We start from the raw sequence: 14,804 nt of genomic DNA, 5'->3' as shown, positions 1-14,804 counted from the left end.
CGCTGTGTGCCGGTTGCCGCAGATCCTTAGATATATGGAGCACCAGTCGCGTTTACCATAGCGGGCGTACGCCGGTGTGTGCCTAGCGCCACGAGCGCGTACGCACCGAAAGCGGCAAGGAGCGAAATGAGATACGGAAAGGCGAGGTCGGCGATGTAGGCGCCGGCTATCCACGCGGTGACACCTGCCAGCAGTGACGCGGCGGCGGCAAGCGCTCCACCCCACCGTGTGAAGAGCCCGAGCGTCACTACCGTGAAGATTCCCGCGCTGCCGAATGACGACGCTTCCTCGACGAGGGCGTACACTCCCTCAGCGTGAAGCGCAATGACATACGCGATGATTCCGAAGGTGGCCACGCCTGCTCGCGCGACGCGCACCTTGGCCGTCTCGCTCATCTGCGGACGCGCTGCGACGATGATGTTGTGAGAGACGAGCGAGGAGCAAACGAGAAGCGTCGTATCGACGGTGGATAGAATCGCCGAGATCAGGGCGCCGGCGACGATGACATAGAGAGCACCTGGAAGGAAACGCTGGCCGAGTAACGGCAGAATCTGCTCGGGATGCTCGAGACCCGGCAGCAGAACTGATCCCGCCAGACCGACACCAACGGGTATGAGCCCGAAGAGCAGATACCCGCTTCCCGCGAAAAGCGATGACCTGCGCGCGATTTCGGGACTGCGCGCGCTTATCACACGCGAGACCAGCTCGGCCGCAACAACGGATCCACAGATCGGAATTGCCCATTCCTCGAGTATCGCGAGCGGCGAGGCACCCTGAGCAAATGGATCGAGGCGTGCCGGCGGGATCGACAGGAACGGCTCGAGTCCCGCGTTGTACATCATCGCGCCGAACAGAACCACCAGACCGACGATGAGGACGATGCCCTGTACGAGGTCGGTCCAGGCGTCGGCGAGCATTCCGCCGAATGCAGTGTACGCGATGACGATTCCTGCAGCGATCGTCACGGTGATGGTAACATTCAGCTCGGAAGATGCGGAAAGCACCTGGCCGAACGCGCGTATCTGTGCTGCCGCCCAAAGGAGCGATGTCGGCACCATGAGGAGGACGGCGAGCTTCTCTACACCCGGCGAAAAGCGGTCGCGAAAAAGATCGGCAAGCGTCGTCAGCTTCCTTCGCCACAACGGAACGGCGAAGATGAGCCCCATGAGAAAGAGGCACACGCCGTAACCGAATGGATCGGAGGTGGCGCCCGCCAGGCCAGACTGGTATACCGCACCCGCGGAGCCGATCGTAGTCTCGGCGCCAAACCATGTCGCGAAGATCGTGAACGTCGTGAGTCCGTACCCGAGTCGTCGCCCGGCAACGATGTAATCGCTCTCCGTCCTGATGCGGCGCGACACATAGATACCGATGCCGAACTGCACGACGAGATAAGCGAGAACTCCCCAGAGGACTGTGTTCACGGGGCGGGAAGATGACGTATCATTACCGCCTGCACCACTGACAGCCGCCGGAGTGTGGCTGGTTCAGGCGTCATTTGCGAGGTGACAATGGCAGAGAGCTGGCATCTCAACGGAAAAGTTCTCGTAGCGTGCAACTGCGACTGGGGTTGTCCCTGTAACTTCAACGCGCGGCCCACGACGGGAAAATGCGAGGGTGGCTGGACCTGGCACGTCGAGGAGGGCGCCTACGGCGACGTCAAACTCGACGGGCTGAGCTTCTCGGTCTACGTCAATTGGCCCGCGGCGATTCACGAGGGAAACGGTGAAGCGCTCGTCCTTGTAGATGAGCAAGCGGATGCTGCGCAACGCGCGGCGATCGAGCAGCTCATCGGAGGAAAGGTTGGCGGGCCATGGGGGATTCTGGCCTGGACGTGGCCCAAGGTGCATGGGCCCTACCCTGTCGTGTACGAGCTCGCGTTCGACGGCGTCAACACTCGCATCAAATGCGGCGACTACGTCGAGGTCGAGTGCGGCCCCATTCGAAATCCGGTGACGGGGTCGGAATCGTTTCCCGGTATAACTCTACCGCAGGGAATCATCATCAAGAGCGGCGAGCTGGGCGCAACCACTCGCTTCCGCGTCAGTGACGGAATCGAGTACGATCACTCGGGCCAGTACATGGCGCTCGGTCCGTTCAGCTACGCGGGGCCGTAACCCTCCATTTGCGCGTTGCCCGGCGACGCCGGGCCGTGGTGCATCGCCACGCATTCTCGCCGATGCATGTCCGCTTTGCGCCCGAGCCCCCGCGTCAACAGGTGTTGGGCGCCCGTCCCCGGACGATCCGGAAGCGTGGACTGTGCGACAAGCATGGACTCTGGCCCGACACCAACAGCAGGAGTACCAATGTCTCATCGCGCTTCCGAGCTCGATGTATCCGGCACGCACCTTCTGAGGCGGCTTGCATTGATCCCGATTGCGGCCGCCGCCGTTGTCTCCGGTTGCTCTGAACCCCTCGCTCCGACCGAGGGGCCGCAGCTGCGCCCGAGCCCCATCGTAGTGATCGACAATCGCCCGCAAGTCTTCAACGTGCAGCTGCGTGCGATCGACGATCCCAACATTATCGACGACCCGAACCTCCGGCCGCACGGGCACATACAGTTCAAGCTCACCGAGAACGTGGACGGGACGTTCGCGCTCGCGTGGAAAGGACAGATCTTCAACCCGGCGGCGAGACGTTCACGGGGTGGAGCATGAACGATCTCGACAACGGGCGGCCGGCGCTCCTCGTCGCGTTCGGCGAGGTCGACGGGATCAGCGACCGCTGATCGACCCCGAGGATGCGACGATCATCTCCTCCGAGCTTGCTGCGGCGTTGTTTGGCGCCACAGAGCCGGATGGCCCCGACTTTCAGATTGTGTTCTTCACCACTGAGCGGCCCGCTGGCGCGATCGCCGGGACACTTTGACTGCGTTGATCAGATCGTCGTGGTATAAGGCGGAATAACCGCCTGTCCACGGTGCATTCTACAATCTCGCGGACCACTCGACCGCGGCGTGCAAATCGGTCGAGCGCGCCCACTCGTTCAATCAACTCCTCGAGCCATGCGGTGGCGGCCTGTGGTCGATCCTGTGCGATGTACTCCACCGCCTCGAGCGCACGCTGTTCTGCCAGCGCGGCCCAGATGACCTTCACCGGCCGAGACGGCCCCTTAGAGTCTTCGCTACCGCAGTGTGACTGCGACCATTCCCGGCCGCGATCTGCTCCTCTGCCGTTCGGACGTCGCGGAGCAGCGCGAGCTCGTCGATCATCGATTCGTAGGATTCGACATCCAGAAGCACCGCCGCACTGCGGCCATGCTGCGTGAGGATGACAGGCTCGCCGGTCTCCTGCACCTGCTCAATGAACTGCGCTGCATTGGCACGGAATTCGGTCACGGGCTGGATATCCCGACTCGGCTTCAGCTTTGGCATGTCGGCTTCGTTTAACAGGAAACGATTTCGGTACAGAATAACGTACTGATTAGGTTCCGTTCACGCAAGCGTCTGAGGCGCGCATAACTTTTAGCAACGGGGGGCGAACAGCTCCACGAAGGCTAGAAAAAAAAGGCGCTACCGCGGCGGAATTCCGAGCCGCTCCTTCAGGTTGCCAAACCGCGGATCACTGTGAACCTCTTGAAAGACAGGCTCCAAGAGCGACCTCGGCTGCACTTCCGTATCGCTTTGCCCGATCCTTCGGGAGGAGGCGGTCGACGATCCCCGCCATCGCGGCGATCTCGGGAAATAGCCTAGTCGTCCAGTGGTCCGATGGGACGAAATTCACTTACCAGCGGTTATCCAACCAGATCCCGGGCCTAAACCTCTGACGGGAACCACCGGCGCGCTCCCCGAGCTAGAATGAGCCAGCTCCCGACGAATCCAATTCTTGCCGCGCTGCAGAGGCAACTCTGTAATCGGCGCATATCAGCAGGATTCATCGTCGATGCTGCCTCGGCCCCACGTCGTCCCACGACCATGGTGTTACTCAGTACTGAGATGAATCCTTGACACCAGCCCAGTCATATCAACGTATCAAGGATCAGCTGCGGGCCTATACCAACGTCGTTGACTCGACACCGCAGAAGCGTGCTGACCATCAACCTGGTTGCGTCGCCTGCCCGACTGCTGCATCCGAATGTTAGCCGGCCCTGTCGATGCAGGACATCTGTAACTGCGTTATCACATTCAGCATCGGCTGGCTTTTTCAGTCCATGAACCAGCCAAAACTCTTAGCGCAGCAAGGGGGGATGGCGCTCGGTCTGTTCTCGCGCCGACTGGAGGAGAGCGTCGCGGTCCACGATCCGCCCTCTTTGGATCACCATCCGGATTCTGCGAGTGTTGCGAATGTTCTCCAGCGGATCGGCATCGAGCAGAATCAGATCCGCGTGTTTGCCTACCGCCACCGTGCCGATTTCCGCTTCCGCGCCGAGCACCCTTGCAGCTTCGCTTGTCGCCGCGGTGATCGCCGCGAGCGGCGGCAGCCCAGCTGCGACTTGGTCTTCCAGCTCGATATGAATCACACCAGGAAGATGCTGAGCATCGCTGCCAGTCGCGACGCGCACGCCGCCGGCGTATAGCGCACCGACGGACGCCCTGTGCTTGCGTTGCGCCGTGTACCAGAACTCTTGTACCGTGACCGGTCGGCTGGACCGGTCCGAAAGGGGAATGAACGGCGCCACATCCCGAGCACCGAGAGCAGCCGTGTCAGCCGCTGCGATTGCGCCGCTGAACACCGGAAACGTGGGCACGATCGTGACACCGGCGTGTCGGAACAGCGTGATGAGGTCGGCCTGCGGCGGTCCCTGACTGCGAGGACCACAGCCCGACAGGTGCTCGGCCTGCGCAATGCCGGCGGCGATAAGTGGCAACTGCTGGGCGCAGTGCCCCCCGATTCTGAATCCGAGCGCTTGCGCCTGCTTAACTAGCTCTGCGCCCGCCGACCAACGGGCCGGGAACTGCATCTTCACAAAGGACGCTCCCAGCGCTCTTGCCAGCAGCAGTGCACGCTCGGACTCCGCATGGTTGCGTGTACCCTGGATGTCGGCACCGGTGAAGGCGAACGGCGCACCGGGATTGATGCGTACTCCGCCGAACACCATTCGCGGCCCTGCGTAAGTACCAGACTCGATGGCGTCGGCGATACCGACCAGCGAAGCCAAAGGTCCGCCCATGTCGCGAATGGTGGTTATCCCGTGGTATAGCTGTGATAGCGGAACGAGTGTCGAGAGACCGTTGTGTACATGCAGATCGATGAGACCTGGTATGAGGACCCGACCCTCGGCGTTCACGATTTCAGCGCCGCGCCGCGCGCGGATCGATCCGGCGGGCGCGATCCGTGCGATCCGTCCCTTCTCGATCAGTACGTCGGCTGTGCCGCGCGGCCGCGCACCCGTGCCGTCGATGATGGTTGCATTCCGAATAAGAATCGGCGACGGCTCGGGTACGCGATATGTGAGCGGCCAACCGAGCGTTGTGACGCGGCCGTTGGCGCGGCGAATTCGATACCCATCCAGTCCGAGGTATAGAATGCTGCCGTCGCGCGCGATGCTCGGATACAGCGCCGGCTCATCCGAGAGCCGTATCGCGTCTCCGAGCGAGCCGTCGCGAAGCTCCGCGCGCCAAAGCTGGTTACCGCGAACGAAGATGAGGCTCGAATCGGCTGCCCACTGCACGAAGGTAGCGGCATCGGTCAATGGAGCGAGGCGGATGGGTTCGCCGGCCAGCGGTACAATGCGCAGCTCGTCGTTCGGCGGACCGCCGTAGATGCACGAGCTCTTCGCGCAGCCGGGCTGGTGAAAGAGTAGCGCATTGGAGGCGGGGCTCCAGGCGGGCCGCTCCTGCGCGAGTGCAGGTGCTATCCATGGAATCGGCGTGTTCGGGAGGACCTGCAGCGCGGCAACGTCACTGACGTTTTCAGCGTCAGCCGGCACGACGGCGAGATGGGATGGCGGACCAGCTGGCGCTGCGGCGCTTCCTCTCGCCGGCCGGTAATAGAATGCGATGTGCCGCCCATCTGGCGACCACGATGGACGCGAGGCCGTTCCACCCAACCGCGTGACCTGTCGCGTTCGACCCGTGGCAACGTCGGTGACATACAACTCGACAATTGACGCTCCGGCCCGGTCCTCAGCTCCAGCGCTCCATGCGACTGCCCGTCCATCGGGCGCCCAGCCCGGCCAGCCGGCTGTGATTGGCACGGCCGTGACCGAGCGCGGCCGGGCTCCAACCGGCCACACCCAAAGCTGCCCGAGCGCCATGAGAGCGATACGACTGCCATCGGGCGACAGCGCCAGTCCCATGTGACCGCGGGCTGGCAGCAATGATCCAGGATCGGGAAATCGCACCTGTGGAAGCACACGTTCCTCCCGCTCGAATGAAACAGTCGCCCTAAACTGAACAGCGACGCGTTCGCCGCCCGAAGAAGACACGCGGTAGATGCGTCCGCCGGCAACGTAGAGCAGTTCCTTGCCATTTCGCGTCCAGCGCACGCGGGAGGGAAACACGTCGGGATCATCCGTCACGCGCCGGGGATCGCCCGCGCCGAGCGGCAGCAGGTGAAGCTGGAACACCCCGGCAGGGTCCTCGACGAATACTGCTACCCTGCTTCCGTCCGGGGAGCTGGTGGGGCACGCCGAGATCAGTCCGGGTCCGGTGGAGATCGGCGCCAGTCCGCCGGCGGGCGCCTCGCGCGCCTGGCCGCTACCGGGATCGATAAACCAAAGCGCACCGCCTGACGCACCCCGCGGCCGCACGAGCGCCAGCAGTTGCCCATCCGCCACCCAGTCGATGCACACCGGAGTACCTAGAGACGGCTGCTGCAGGGTTAGTTGGGCTGTGCTATCGCGATCGATGCTGTGTAGAAACAAGAGGTTGTCGCGGATGAAGGCGAGCTGTCGGCTGTCGCGCGACCAGGCCGGTCGGAAGTAGGTCTTCCAACGAATCCTTGTGCTGGCTTCCGTCCCGGGCAGCAGCCGAGGTGCGCCTCCGCCGGTCGGGATGAGCCAGAGACCCTCGATCCCGTTGCGATCCCCTTGAAAGGCAATCCAGCGGCCGTCCGGTGAGACCGTCGGATCAACATCTTCGGCCGCGTCTGCCACTGCGTCGGTGAGTCGCACGGCCTCGCCGCCCTCCGCCGGAATGCGCCACAACTGGCCCAGCAGATCGAACACGATCCAGCGTCCGTCCGGGGATATGTCGAAGTTGAGGCTCGTTCCTTCGCTCGTGGTGAAAGAGACCCGCCGTTGGGTTCCCGCCACAGCCGTACTGCTTGTCGGTGACTGCGCTTCGAGTGCGCCTGTCCCGGCGAGCGTACCCGCGAGCAGCAGAATCATGGCTGCGCGTGGCGTGGTCAGCTCAGAATCGAGCATGGTGGGTGGCTCCTCCCGATGTTGGATACCTTCTTGTGTCTTGCCCTGCGTGCGCCAGTCTTCGATGACGAGAGCGCAGCGGTACGACACGGGGTATGCGCAATGTGACTTGTCTGGCTAATGTTTTAAGGGTAAGCTGCGCGGCCCATGCTATTCTCGATAGAGCCCTCGCGTCGTACGCGCCAGCTTCATCCGATCGTTGGCCAGCGTTCTCGCCGATCTAGATCACACCGGCAAGCCATCGGATCACGTTCAGGCAGAAGCGCGCGTTATCGACAGCGAGAGGATCATTCATGCCCATTGGATTCCGCTCGGGACCTGCTAATTGTGCCGAGCACATGGCTGCCTCGCTCAATATGACGACACGCCCCGCACCCATTTCGCGGGCGCCGCCGACCAGCCAGCGTTCAAGTGGGTAGCGCGGCGAGTGTGGCCGAGACGGTCCAGTCAACCAGACCGTTCCTTTCGATCGGGTTGGCACTTCAAGTAAGGAACGCACGTCTTCAGCTGGATAGAGCGCAGAACCGACAAACGTGAGGAGGGTGCGCACAGGCCGGTCGACGCCCGGTCTGCCTCGGAGGATTGCGTGGTCGCCGAGCGACCCGAGAGGACCCAATACACGCCGTATTGAATCAGCGGTGATGCCGTGTTGCTCGATGATTGCACGGATGGCCGCGTCTGGAAGTTCGCCGAACATGCGGTAGCTGGCATTTCCATTCAATGGCAGCACACCAATAGCAGCGGCCAGGTTTGCTGCTGCCGCCGCGGACGGAGCATGGTCGATAACGAGGAAAAGCCGTCCTCCGCCGATCACCCACTCCAGAATTCGATTGATCTCGCCGGGCCGGAATGCAGGCGCGTTCAAGTCTGCACCGCGCTCCTCGGCCGGCGCTGCCAACGCGTTCGCTATGACGATCACAGCGCAGTCAGAAAGCACAGCCTCATCTAAACGTGCTTTAAGGGAAGTTGTGCGGAAGCCGTCCTCGCGAACGAGCTTGCCAAAGGAATAGTACCGGCCTTCAAGCGTGTGGAAATTATGATGCGCGGCGTCTACACAGATTGAGGGGCCAGCGCCCGGCGAGAACGCCGCGTGATCATTTTTAAAGCGAAAGGTACTGTCGGGTAGCTGCTGACCATTGAGCCCGGATACGAAGGCGAAGATGGCTAGCACAGGTAAGAAGGATCGCACTTGGCACCTCGCTTTGTTGTCGAACACAGCAACCAACTACCTCACCCATGGCCGCCGGATGCCTCGGGCCATGAAAACACCACGAAAGCAGAATCGGAGCTCCCGGCGCGCCCCGGAGCTGGGAGAAAGAAACGCGGATCTCCGTTTAGTCGCTCGCGCTCAACTCCCAGAGACGCGCGTATTTGGCCATCACACTTGCTGCGGCCAGGGAGCAGAGCACCGCCCCCGCTGCACCGTCCATCCACCCGCCGCGTAAGAAATACATACTCACGAACCGCGCGGGAGGTCGAAACACCACCGACAACGGCCCGGCACGCCTGCCTCGCTCGTGCCGATCCTGCGCCCACCACCTGCTGTAACGGTCCAGCTTCTCGAAATAGTCGTCGAGCGAAGTGTAGGTGGAATGCGCGAGTGGCTCACTCAGCTCACCGATCGCTCCTTTGACATCCACATGCTCGTGAACGCGGCTCGCGTTGTAGCGAAGGGTCGAACGAAAGAGACGAATCGGACGGTCGCTCGCCCATCCGCCATGCTTTACTTCGCGGCCGAGAAAAAAATTGCGGCGCGGCACTCGGTAGGCCTCGTGCGCGTCGGGACCGGCGACGACGCGTCGAATCTCTTCACCCAATGCAGGCGAGCCTCGTTCGTCGGCGTCCACTGCAAGTATCCACTCAGACGCAGCGCGCTCGATCGCCGCATTCCTCTGCGCACCGATTGTCGTGAATTGATGCGACATCACCGTCGCACCCGAACGCTGCGCGAGTGCCACCGTGTCGTCCGACGAATCGTTCTCCACGACGATGACTTCGCGAGCCCAGCTCACACTCGAGACACACGCCTCGATGTTCGCGGCCTCGTCGCGCGCCGCGATCACCACTGATACGGGGACTGACCCTCCTCCCCCCTCCCTCTCGCTCAACTTCTAACGGCGGGGGCTACCTGCTGCCTTCGCTGCCTGCTCGAATCCCTCGACCATCGCCTGCTCCGGAAACTCGCGCGCAACCCGCGCGCGGCCTGCGGCTCCTATCGCCGTTCGCTGCTCCTCATTCGTCAGAAGCGTCACGACTGCAGCCGCAGTGGTTGCAGCGTCGTCCGGCGGAATCAGAGTGCCCGTGATCATGTTCGCCACGTACGCCTCGGCGACCGTCCCTTCGGCGGAAATTACCGGAACTCCGAGTGCCATCAGATCGAGAATCCCGTATGCGGCCGTATCAGCCTCGGCCACAACCCACCCAAGATCGGCATCGCGCATGAGAAGCAGATGATCGTCGCGCTCGCCCAGGAAGCTCACGAGGTCCAGAACGCCGAGTGCGGCTGCCTGCATGCGGAGGTCCTCGCTGTCCGAGCCAGGCCCGAAGATCATCAGGCGAAGATACGGATGTCGGGGCGAAAGCATCGACACCGTTCTGACCGCGGTCGCCGCACGGCCGCGGGATGTCTGGTCGTACACGCAGATGATGTAGCGAATGCCAAGACCCTCGGCGGTTTCCGCGCTCGCGCCGTTCGTGCGCTCGGGATACCTCGTCGCGTCGACACCGAGCATCGCCACGATCGGTTTTCCGGCACGCCGCGGTACCTTCGCGACTTTGGCGGCGCTCTCGTCAGCAAACAGAAATGCAGTCCGCGTCAGCCACGATGCGATCTTTCCGCCCAGCCCCATTTCGAGCGTACGGCCCGCAGGCGTTCGCCTCACTACGGAGCCACGCCTCCCAAGCCAGCACGCGATCGACGCGATGACGTGCTCGCGCTCCGTGCTGACGAACACAACGTCCGCGTCCCAGCTCCGAAACAGATTCCTGAGCCGCCACCCAACGCCGAGCGACGACCCTTCGCCCTCAAAATGCACGACTTCGAACGGAGCAACCTTGGTCTGAGCCTGTGGATCGAGACCCCCGAGCTTCGACGCCACGGTCGCCATTCGCGTCGCGGATTGCTCTACGCTGCTGTCGGGTTCGGCCAGGAACCGCACCGTGTGGCCGCGCGCAGCCAAGCCGCGCGCAGCAACCGAGAACGCCCGCGCCGTCCCCGACCATTCACGCGCGAAATGAAGAAAGAGGATGTGCACTTAAACAGGTGATGAAGCGAGTGAATCGAGCGACTGCGGCATGCTGCCGAATTGCATCGAATAAAGGCGATGATATACACCCCGAGCCGCGAGCAGGCTCGTGTGCGTTCCACGCTCGACGATTCTGCCTCTGTCGAGGACGAGAATCTGGTCTGCATGAACAATCGTCGATAGGCGATGCGCAATCACGAACACCGTTCTCCCGCGAAGCAGCCGGTCAACCGCTTCCTGCACCAGACGCTCCGACTCGGTGTCAAGCGCCGAGGTAGCCTCATCGAGAATGAGAATGGGCGGATCACAGAGCAAGGCTCGTGCAATCGCGATGCGCTGCCGCTGTCCACCCGAGAGACGCGTGCCCCTTTCGCCAAGCACAGTGTCGTAGCCGTTCGGAAGCTCCTCGATGAACGGATGTGCGTTTGCCGCACGGGCCGCTGCCTCGATCTGCGCGTCATTGAATCGCTCGCTGGCGCCGTAGGCAATGTTGTTCCGAACAGTATCGTTGAAGAGAACTGTGTCCTGGCTCACGATGCCCGTGAGACCGCGGAGGGCCGAAAGACGGATTCGGCTCGTGTCGACGCCGTCGAGCAATATCCGTCCCGCCGGAACCGGATAGAAGCGAGGGATAAGATCGACGAGTGTCGTCTTGCCCGCTCCGCTCGGACCCACGAGTGCGGTCACGTCGCCTTTTATTGCCTTGAAGCTGATATTCGAGAGCACCGGCGCCCCATCGTACGCGAAGGTCACGTCGTCGAATTCGATTTCGCGCTCGAACGTCGCCTTGTCCAGAGTTCCGGCATCGGTCTGCTCTTCGGATGGAGAGTCGAGAATCTCGAACAATCGCTCCGCCGCGGCCAGCGAAGACTGCGCCGTCGTGGGCATCTGCGAAAGCTGCTTCAGCGGCTGCAACAGCCGCAGCGCGTAAACGAGGAACGCGATGAGATCTGCGCCCGACATTGCCCTCTCCACGAGCACCTGCCGGGCACCGAGCCACAGCAGCAGCACCGCCATCGAAGTGCCGACGATCTCGGTAACGGGCGCCGCGAGGAACGAAAGTCGTGTGAGGCGCACGCTGCTCGACGCGTACCGGTCGCTCGCTTCGCGGAAGCGACTCTCCTCGTAAGCTTCGGCGCCGAACGATTTCACCAGGCGGATTCCGCTGACGGTCTCCTGCACCACGCTCGTCATCTCGCCGTGCTGGTTCCCGCGCCGTCTGTTGCCCGCGCGAAGCTTCGTCAGGAGCGGCTGCATCGCCGCACCAAGCAGCGGCAGCAGAATGAGCGCAATGAGCGTCATCTTCCAGGAGATGAGGAAGAGGAAGGCGATGTAGCTCAGGACGAGCGCACCACTCTGCAGAGATTGGGTTACGAGCTGCGTCAGTATCAGGCGCGTCTCGGCCGTGTCGGTGATGACGCGCGAGAGGATCTGTCCTGTTTTTGTTCGGGCGAAGTACGAGAGAGGCAGATGGGCGAGATGCGCGTAGATCGCATTCCGAATGTCCCGCGTCACGAGTTCCTGAAGACTTGCGCCGAGCTGGCCCGCGAGCCACACAAGAACATTCTTGAGGACGACGACGGCGAGCACGATCAGGATCACATTGCGCAGCGAGCCCATCTTGTCCGATGGATCGAGCAGCATTCCGACTGTCGCGCGCAGCAGGCTGGACAATCCGCCCGCCGAGAGATTTATCGGCGGCTGGTTGAACAGCGTATTGAGGAACGGGATGAGCAGCGCGAGCGAGAACGCGTCGAGCAATGCCGCCCCGATATTTCCGGCGATGGCGCCCCCCATGCGCCACGCATGCGGCCGAACGAAAGGCGCTAGACGCCTGAAGACCACTACGTTCTGGGTGTCAGCAGCGCGAGCGGGAGAATGACTTCCTCTGGCGTCACGCCTCCGTGGAGGAACGACCCGCGGTACCTGCTCTGATACTCCCTCAGCTTCGTCGGATATACGAAAAAGCAGTCTCCGGTAGCGAGCAGCGTGTTGGCGCCGGAGCCCTTTCGTGGAAGTCGAAGATCGTCGGCGTTAGTGAAGCACAGCGCCTGCTCCGGCCGCTCCGCTCGCAGATCTTCGCCGAACTTGTACCTGAGGTTCGACGTCGCGTCCCGCTTTGCAAACACCGTCGCCGGCGTGTTGCAATGAATCGAGCCGTGATCGGTGGTGAGAAGCACGGTGATCTTCCGCCGCGACGCTTCCTTGAGGACACTGAACAGCGCCGACCGTTGGAACCACTGCCGCGTGATCTGTCTAAGCGCAATCTCGTCGCGCGCGACCTCGTAGAGGATCTGCGATTCGCTGCGGCCGTGCGTGAGGAGGTCGACGAAGTTGAAGACGAACGCGCTCACGCCTTCGTTGCCGATCGCGGTGCCGAGGTGACGCTCGAGCTCGTCGGAATTCGATGCAGTGGAGATCTTCTGGTAGCGCACGGGAGTCGGTCCGCACAGCTCGACAAGATGATTCTCCAGGAGCTGGCGCTCGTGCGCGTTGAGTGATTCGTCCTCGCGGTCCGCGTTGCCCCACCAGTCGGGCAGGCGAGCGGCGATCTCTCCTGGGAAAAGACCGCTGAAGAGTGCGTTTCGGGAGTACGGAGTCGCTGTGGGAAGCACGGCGAAGTAATGCGTCGTCTCGGTCTCGAACCAGGGTGCGAGAAGCGGCTCCAGGACTCTCCACTGATCGAGCCGCAGACAATCGACGACGATGAAAACCGCCGCGCGGTCGCGCTGCAGAACCGGGAGAAGAAACTCGCCAATGATGTCGATAGAAAGCGGTGGGCGATTTCCTTCCAGGTTCTTCAGCCACACCGGATAATTCTCGTGCATGTAAGCCGCGAATTCGCGGTGCATGTCGGGGTAGAGGCCGCGGAGTGAATCGTAAAGCCCCGTTTCACCTGCCGCGGCGAGCTCGACGTCCCATCTCATCAGCTCATCGAAGCGATCGATCCACCCTCGCCAGTCGAGATTCCTGTCGCGCTCGAGCTCGATCGCACGAAACCGCTCGACGAATCGGCGCGCGATGGCCTGCTGCCGGATGCGCGGGCCCTCGAGAATCTGCGTCACGATGCTCAGCACCTGGCGCGGATTGATCGGCTTTACGAGGTAGTCGCGGATGTTGGCGCCAATGGCCTCCTTGAGCGTCGCGTCCTCTTCGCTCTTGGTGACCATCACGACGGGGAGGTTCGGAGCCAGCTCCCGGACGTCGCGGTAGGCCTCGAGGCCCCGCTTGCCCGGCATCTGCTCGTCGAGCAGCATGATGTCGAATGGCCGGCGCCGCAGCATCTCGACTGCATCGTCGGCGTTGCTCGCCCACTCCACTTCGTAGCCCTTGGACCGCAGAAAGATGCGATGCGACTCGAGGAGCTCTCCTTCGTCGTCCACCCAAAGGATGGATTTTGCGACTGGTGCCATTGGTTTTGAGAATGTAGCCGGGTGCCTGTGTAATGCCTAGATTCCGGGGGTGATCGGACACATGCCACCGTTCGCTCTCGCGCCGTCGAGCTTTCGCTTCCGCGCGCTCGCGTCGCACGCTGGGCACGCTTCGCTCGGCGGAGACAGAGAGATCGCGCTCGCATGCTTCGTGGCCGCGAGACTTGGCGCGGGCCTGCTCCCGCCATTCAGCTTCGTACCCGCCGACGCCGGTCGCCGTGCCGCGGGCGCGCGGCAATGGCTGGCGTCGATGTCGATGCCGCCGGTGCTGAAGGCCGCCGCGGGAGCGGCGATTGACGCCTCCGCCGAAGGCCTTGATGTCGTGGCGGCGCAGGCGCTCGCCAACCTTCTGCTGATAGCATCGGTACATCTGGACGAAGGATCGTTTACCGAGATGCGGGTGTTGATAGACGAGCTCGCTCACGACTCGACCGAGTTCAAGTGCCCGCCTTTTCATCGCCGCTAAACACTCCGCAAACAACTCCTCATAGAACATGGCTGGTCACAGCAAGTGGAAGCAGATCAAGCATTACAAGGCGGCAACTGACGCGAAGCGCGGCGCGCACTTCACGAAGCTCATCCGCGAGATCACGATGGCCGCCAAACTGGGCGGCGGCGATCCCACGGGAAACCCACGGCTTCGCACTGCGATCGAAGCGGCGAAGGCCGCCTCGATGCCGAAGGACAACATCGAGCGCGCGGTAAAGAAGGGCACCGGGGAGCTGGAAGGGGTTGAGTACGCCGAGGTCACCTACGAGGGATACGGACCGGGCGGCGTTGCAATCCTCATCTTCGCGCTGACCGACAACGCGAACCGCACCGT

Annotated in this window: 12 protein-coding genes; 4 read left to right on the top strand and 8 right to left on the bottom strand. The window is 62.6% G+C overall.

The features are described 5' to 3' along the window. Nucleotides 1-26: 26 nt before the first annotated feature. On the bottom strand, nt 27-1,424 hold the full coding sequence (locus VES88_01070) for a sodium:solute symporter family protein (GenBank protein HYN80065.1): 1,398 nt from the start codon (nt 1,422-1,424) through the stop codon (nt 27-29). Between the two features lie 87 nt (nt 1,425-1,511). Between VES88_01070 and VES88_01065 the strand changes: the two genes are divergently transcribed. Both VES88_01065 and VES88_01060 read left to right on the top strand, forming a co-directional pair. After that, a complete protein-coding gene (locus VES88_01065; GenBank protein HYN80064.1) occupies nt 1,512-2,117 on the top strand; it encodes a DUF1326 domain-containing protein in 606 nt (201 codons plus the stop codon). 189 nt (nt 2,118-2,306) lie between these two features. Next, entirely contained in the window at nt 2,307-2,657 is a 351-nt protein-coding gene (locus VES88_01060; protein HYN80063.1) for a hypothetical protein, read from the top strand. Between the two features lie 434 nt (nt 2,658-3,091). Here VES88_01060 and VES88_01055 read toward each other — a convergent pair whose 3' ends face one another. From VES88_01055 to VES88_01025, 7 genes are all read right to left on the bottom strand, one after another. Beyond that, nucleotides 3,092-3,373, bottom strand: coding sequence for a type II toxin-antitoxin system Phd/YefM family antitoxin (locus VES88_01055; GenBank protein ID HYN80062.1), 282 nt, complete (start codon nt 3,371-3,373; stop codon nt 3,092-3,094). 794 nt (nt 3,374-4,167) lie between these two features. After that, entirely contained in the window at nt 4,168-7,305 is a 3,138-nt protein-coding gene (locus VES88_01050) for an amidohydrolase family protein (GenBank protein ID HYN80061.1), read from the bottom strand. 220 nt (nt 7,306-7,525) lie between these two features. Next, nucleotides 7,526-8,494: a hypothetical protein gene (locus tag VES88_01045; GenBank protein HYN80060.1), complete on the bottom strand. Its 969-nt coding sequence runs from the start codon at nt 8,492-8,494 to the stop codon at nt 7,526-7,528. A 145-nt stretch (nt 8,495-8,639) separates the two neighbouring features. Next, complete coding sequence (locus VES88_01040) at nt 8,640-9,413, bottom strand: glycosyltransferase family 2 protein (GenBank protein ID HYN80059.1); 774 nt, start codon at nt 9,411-9,413, stop codon at nt 8,640-8,642. 3 nt (nt 9,414-9,416) lie between these two features. Next, entirely contained in the window at nt 9,417-10,559 is a 1,143-nt protein-coding gene (locus tag VES88_01035) for a glycosyltransferase family 4 protein (GenBank protein ID HYN80058.1), read from the bottom strand. Beyond that, on the bottom strand, nt 10,560-12,347 hold the full coding sequence (locus VES88_01030) for an ABC transporter ATP-binding protein (protein ID HYN80057.1): 1,788 nt from the start codon (nt 12,345-12,347) through the stop codon (nt 10,560-10,562). It lies immediately after the preceding gene. A 47-nt stretch (nt 12,348-12,394) separates the two neighbouring features. After that, on the bottom strand, nt 12,395-13,963 hold the full coding sequence (locus VES88_01025; protein ID HYN80056.1) for a response regulator: 1,569 nt from the start codon (nt 13,961-13,963) through the stop codon (nt 12,395-12,397). A gap of 61 nt (nt 13,964-14,024) precedes the next feature. Here VES88_01025 and VES88_01020 point away from each other — a divergent pair, with 61 nt between their 5' ends. Both VES88_01020 and VES88_01015 read left to right on the top strand, forming a co-directional pair. Further along, nucleotides 14,025-14,447 (top strand): hypothetical protein, encoded by a 423-nt coding sequence (locus tag VES88_01020; GenBank protein ID HYN80055.1) that lies wholly within the window; start codon nt 14,025-14,027, stop codon nt 14,445-14,447. Between the two features lie 28 nt (nt 14,448-14,475). Continuing rightward, nucleotides 14,476-14,804 (top strand): YebC/PmpR family DNA-binding transcriptional regulator (locus VES88_01015; GenBank protein ID HYN80054.1); only part of this gene is annotated, 329 nt, incomplete at its 3' end.

The sequence above is a fragment of the Gemmatimonadaceae bacterium genome, assembly GCA_035633115.1.
Lineage (GTDB): Bacteria > Gemmatimonadota > Gemmatimonadetes > Gemmatimonadales > Gemmatimonadaceae > UBA4720.
Note: the sequence above shows the minus strand (reverse complement) of the source record. Positions and strands in the feature narration are given on the sequence as shown.

Bases quoted from the DNA above. Each gene is read 5' to 3' on its own strand.
- VES88_01065 (HYN80064.1), top strand. From the start codon at position 1,512: ATGGCAGAGAGCTGGCATCTCAACGGAAAAGTTCTCGTAGCGTGCAAC.
- VES88_01060 (HYN80063.1), top strand. From the start codon at position 2,307: ATGTCTCATCGCGCTTCCGAGCTCGATGTATCCGGCACGCACCTTCTG.
- VES88_01055 (HYN80062.1), bottom strand. From the start codon at position 3,373: ATGCCAAAGCTGAAGCCGAGTCGGGATATCCAGCCCGTGACCGAATTC.
- VES88_01050 (HYN80061.1), bottom strand. From the start codon at position 7,305: ATGCTCGATTCTGAGCTGACCACGCCACGCGCAGCCATGATTCTGCTG.
- VES88_01030 (HYN80057.1), bottom strand. From the start codon at position 12,347: ATGGGGGGCGCCATCGCCGGAAATATCGGGGCGGCATTGCTCGACGCG.
- VES88_01025 (HYN80056.1), bottom strand. From the start codon at position 13,963: ATGGCACCAGTCGCAAAATCCATCCTTTGGGTGGACGACGAAGGAGAG.
- VES88_01020 (HYN80055.1), top strand. From the start codon at position 14,025: ATGCCACCGTTCGCTCTCGCGCCGTCGAGCTTTCGCTTCCGCGCGCTC.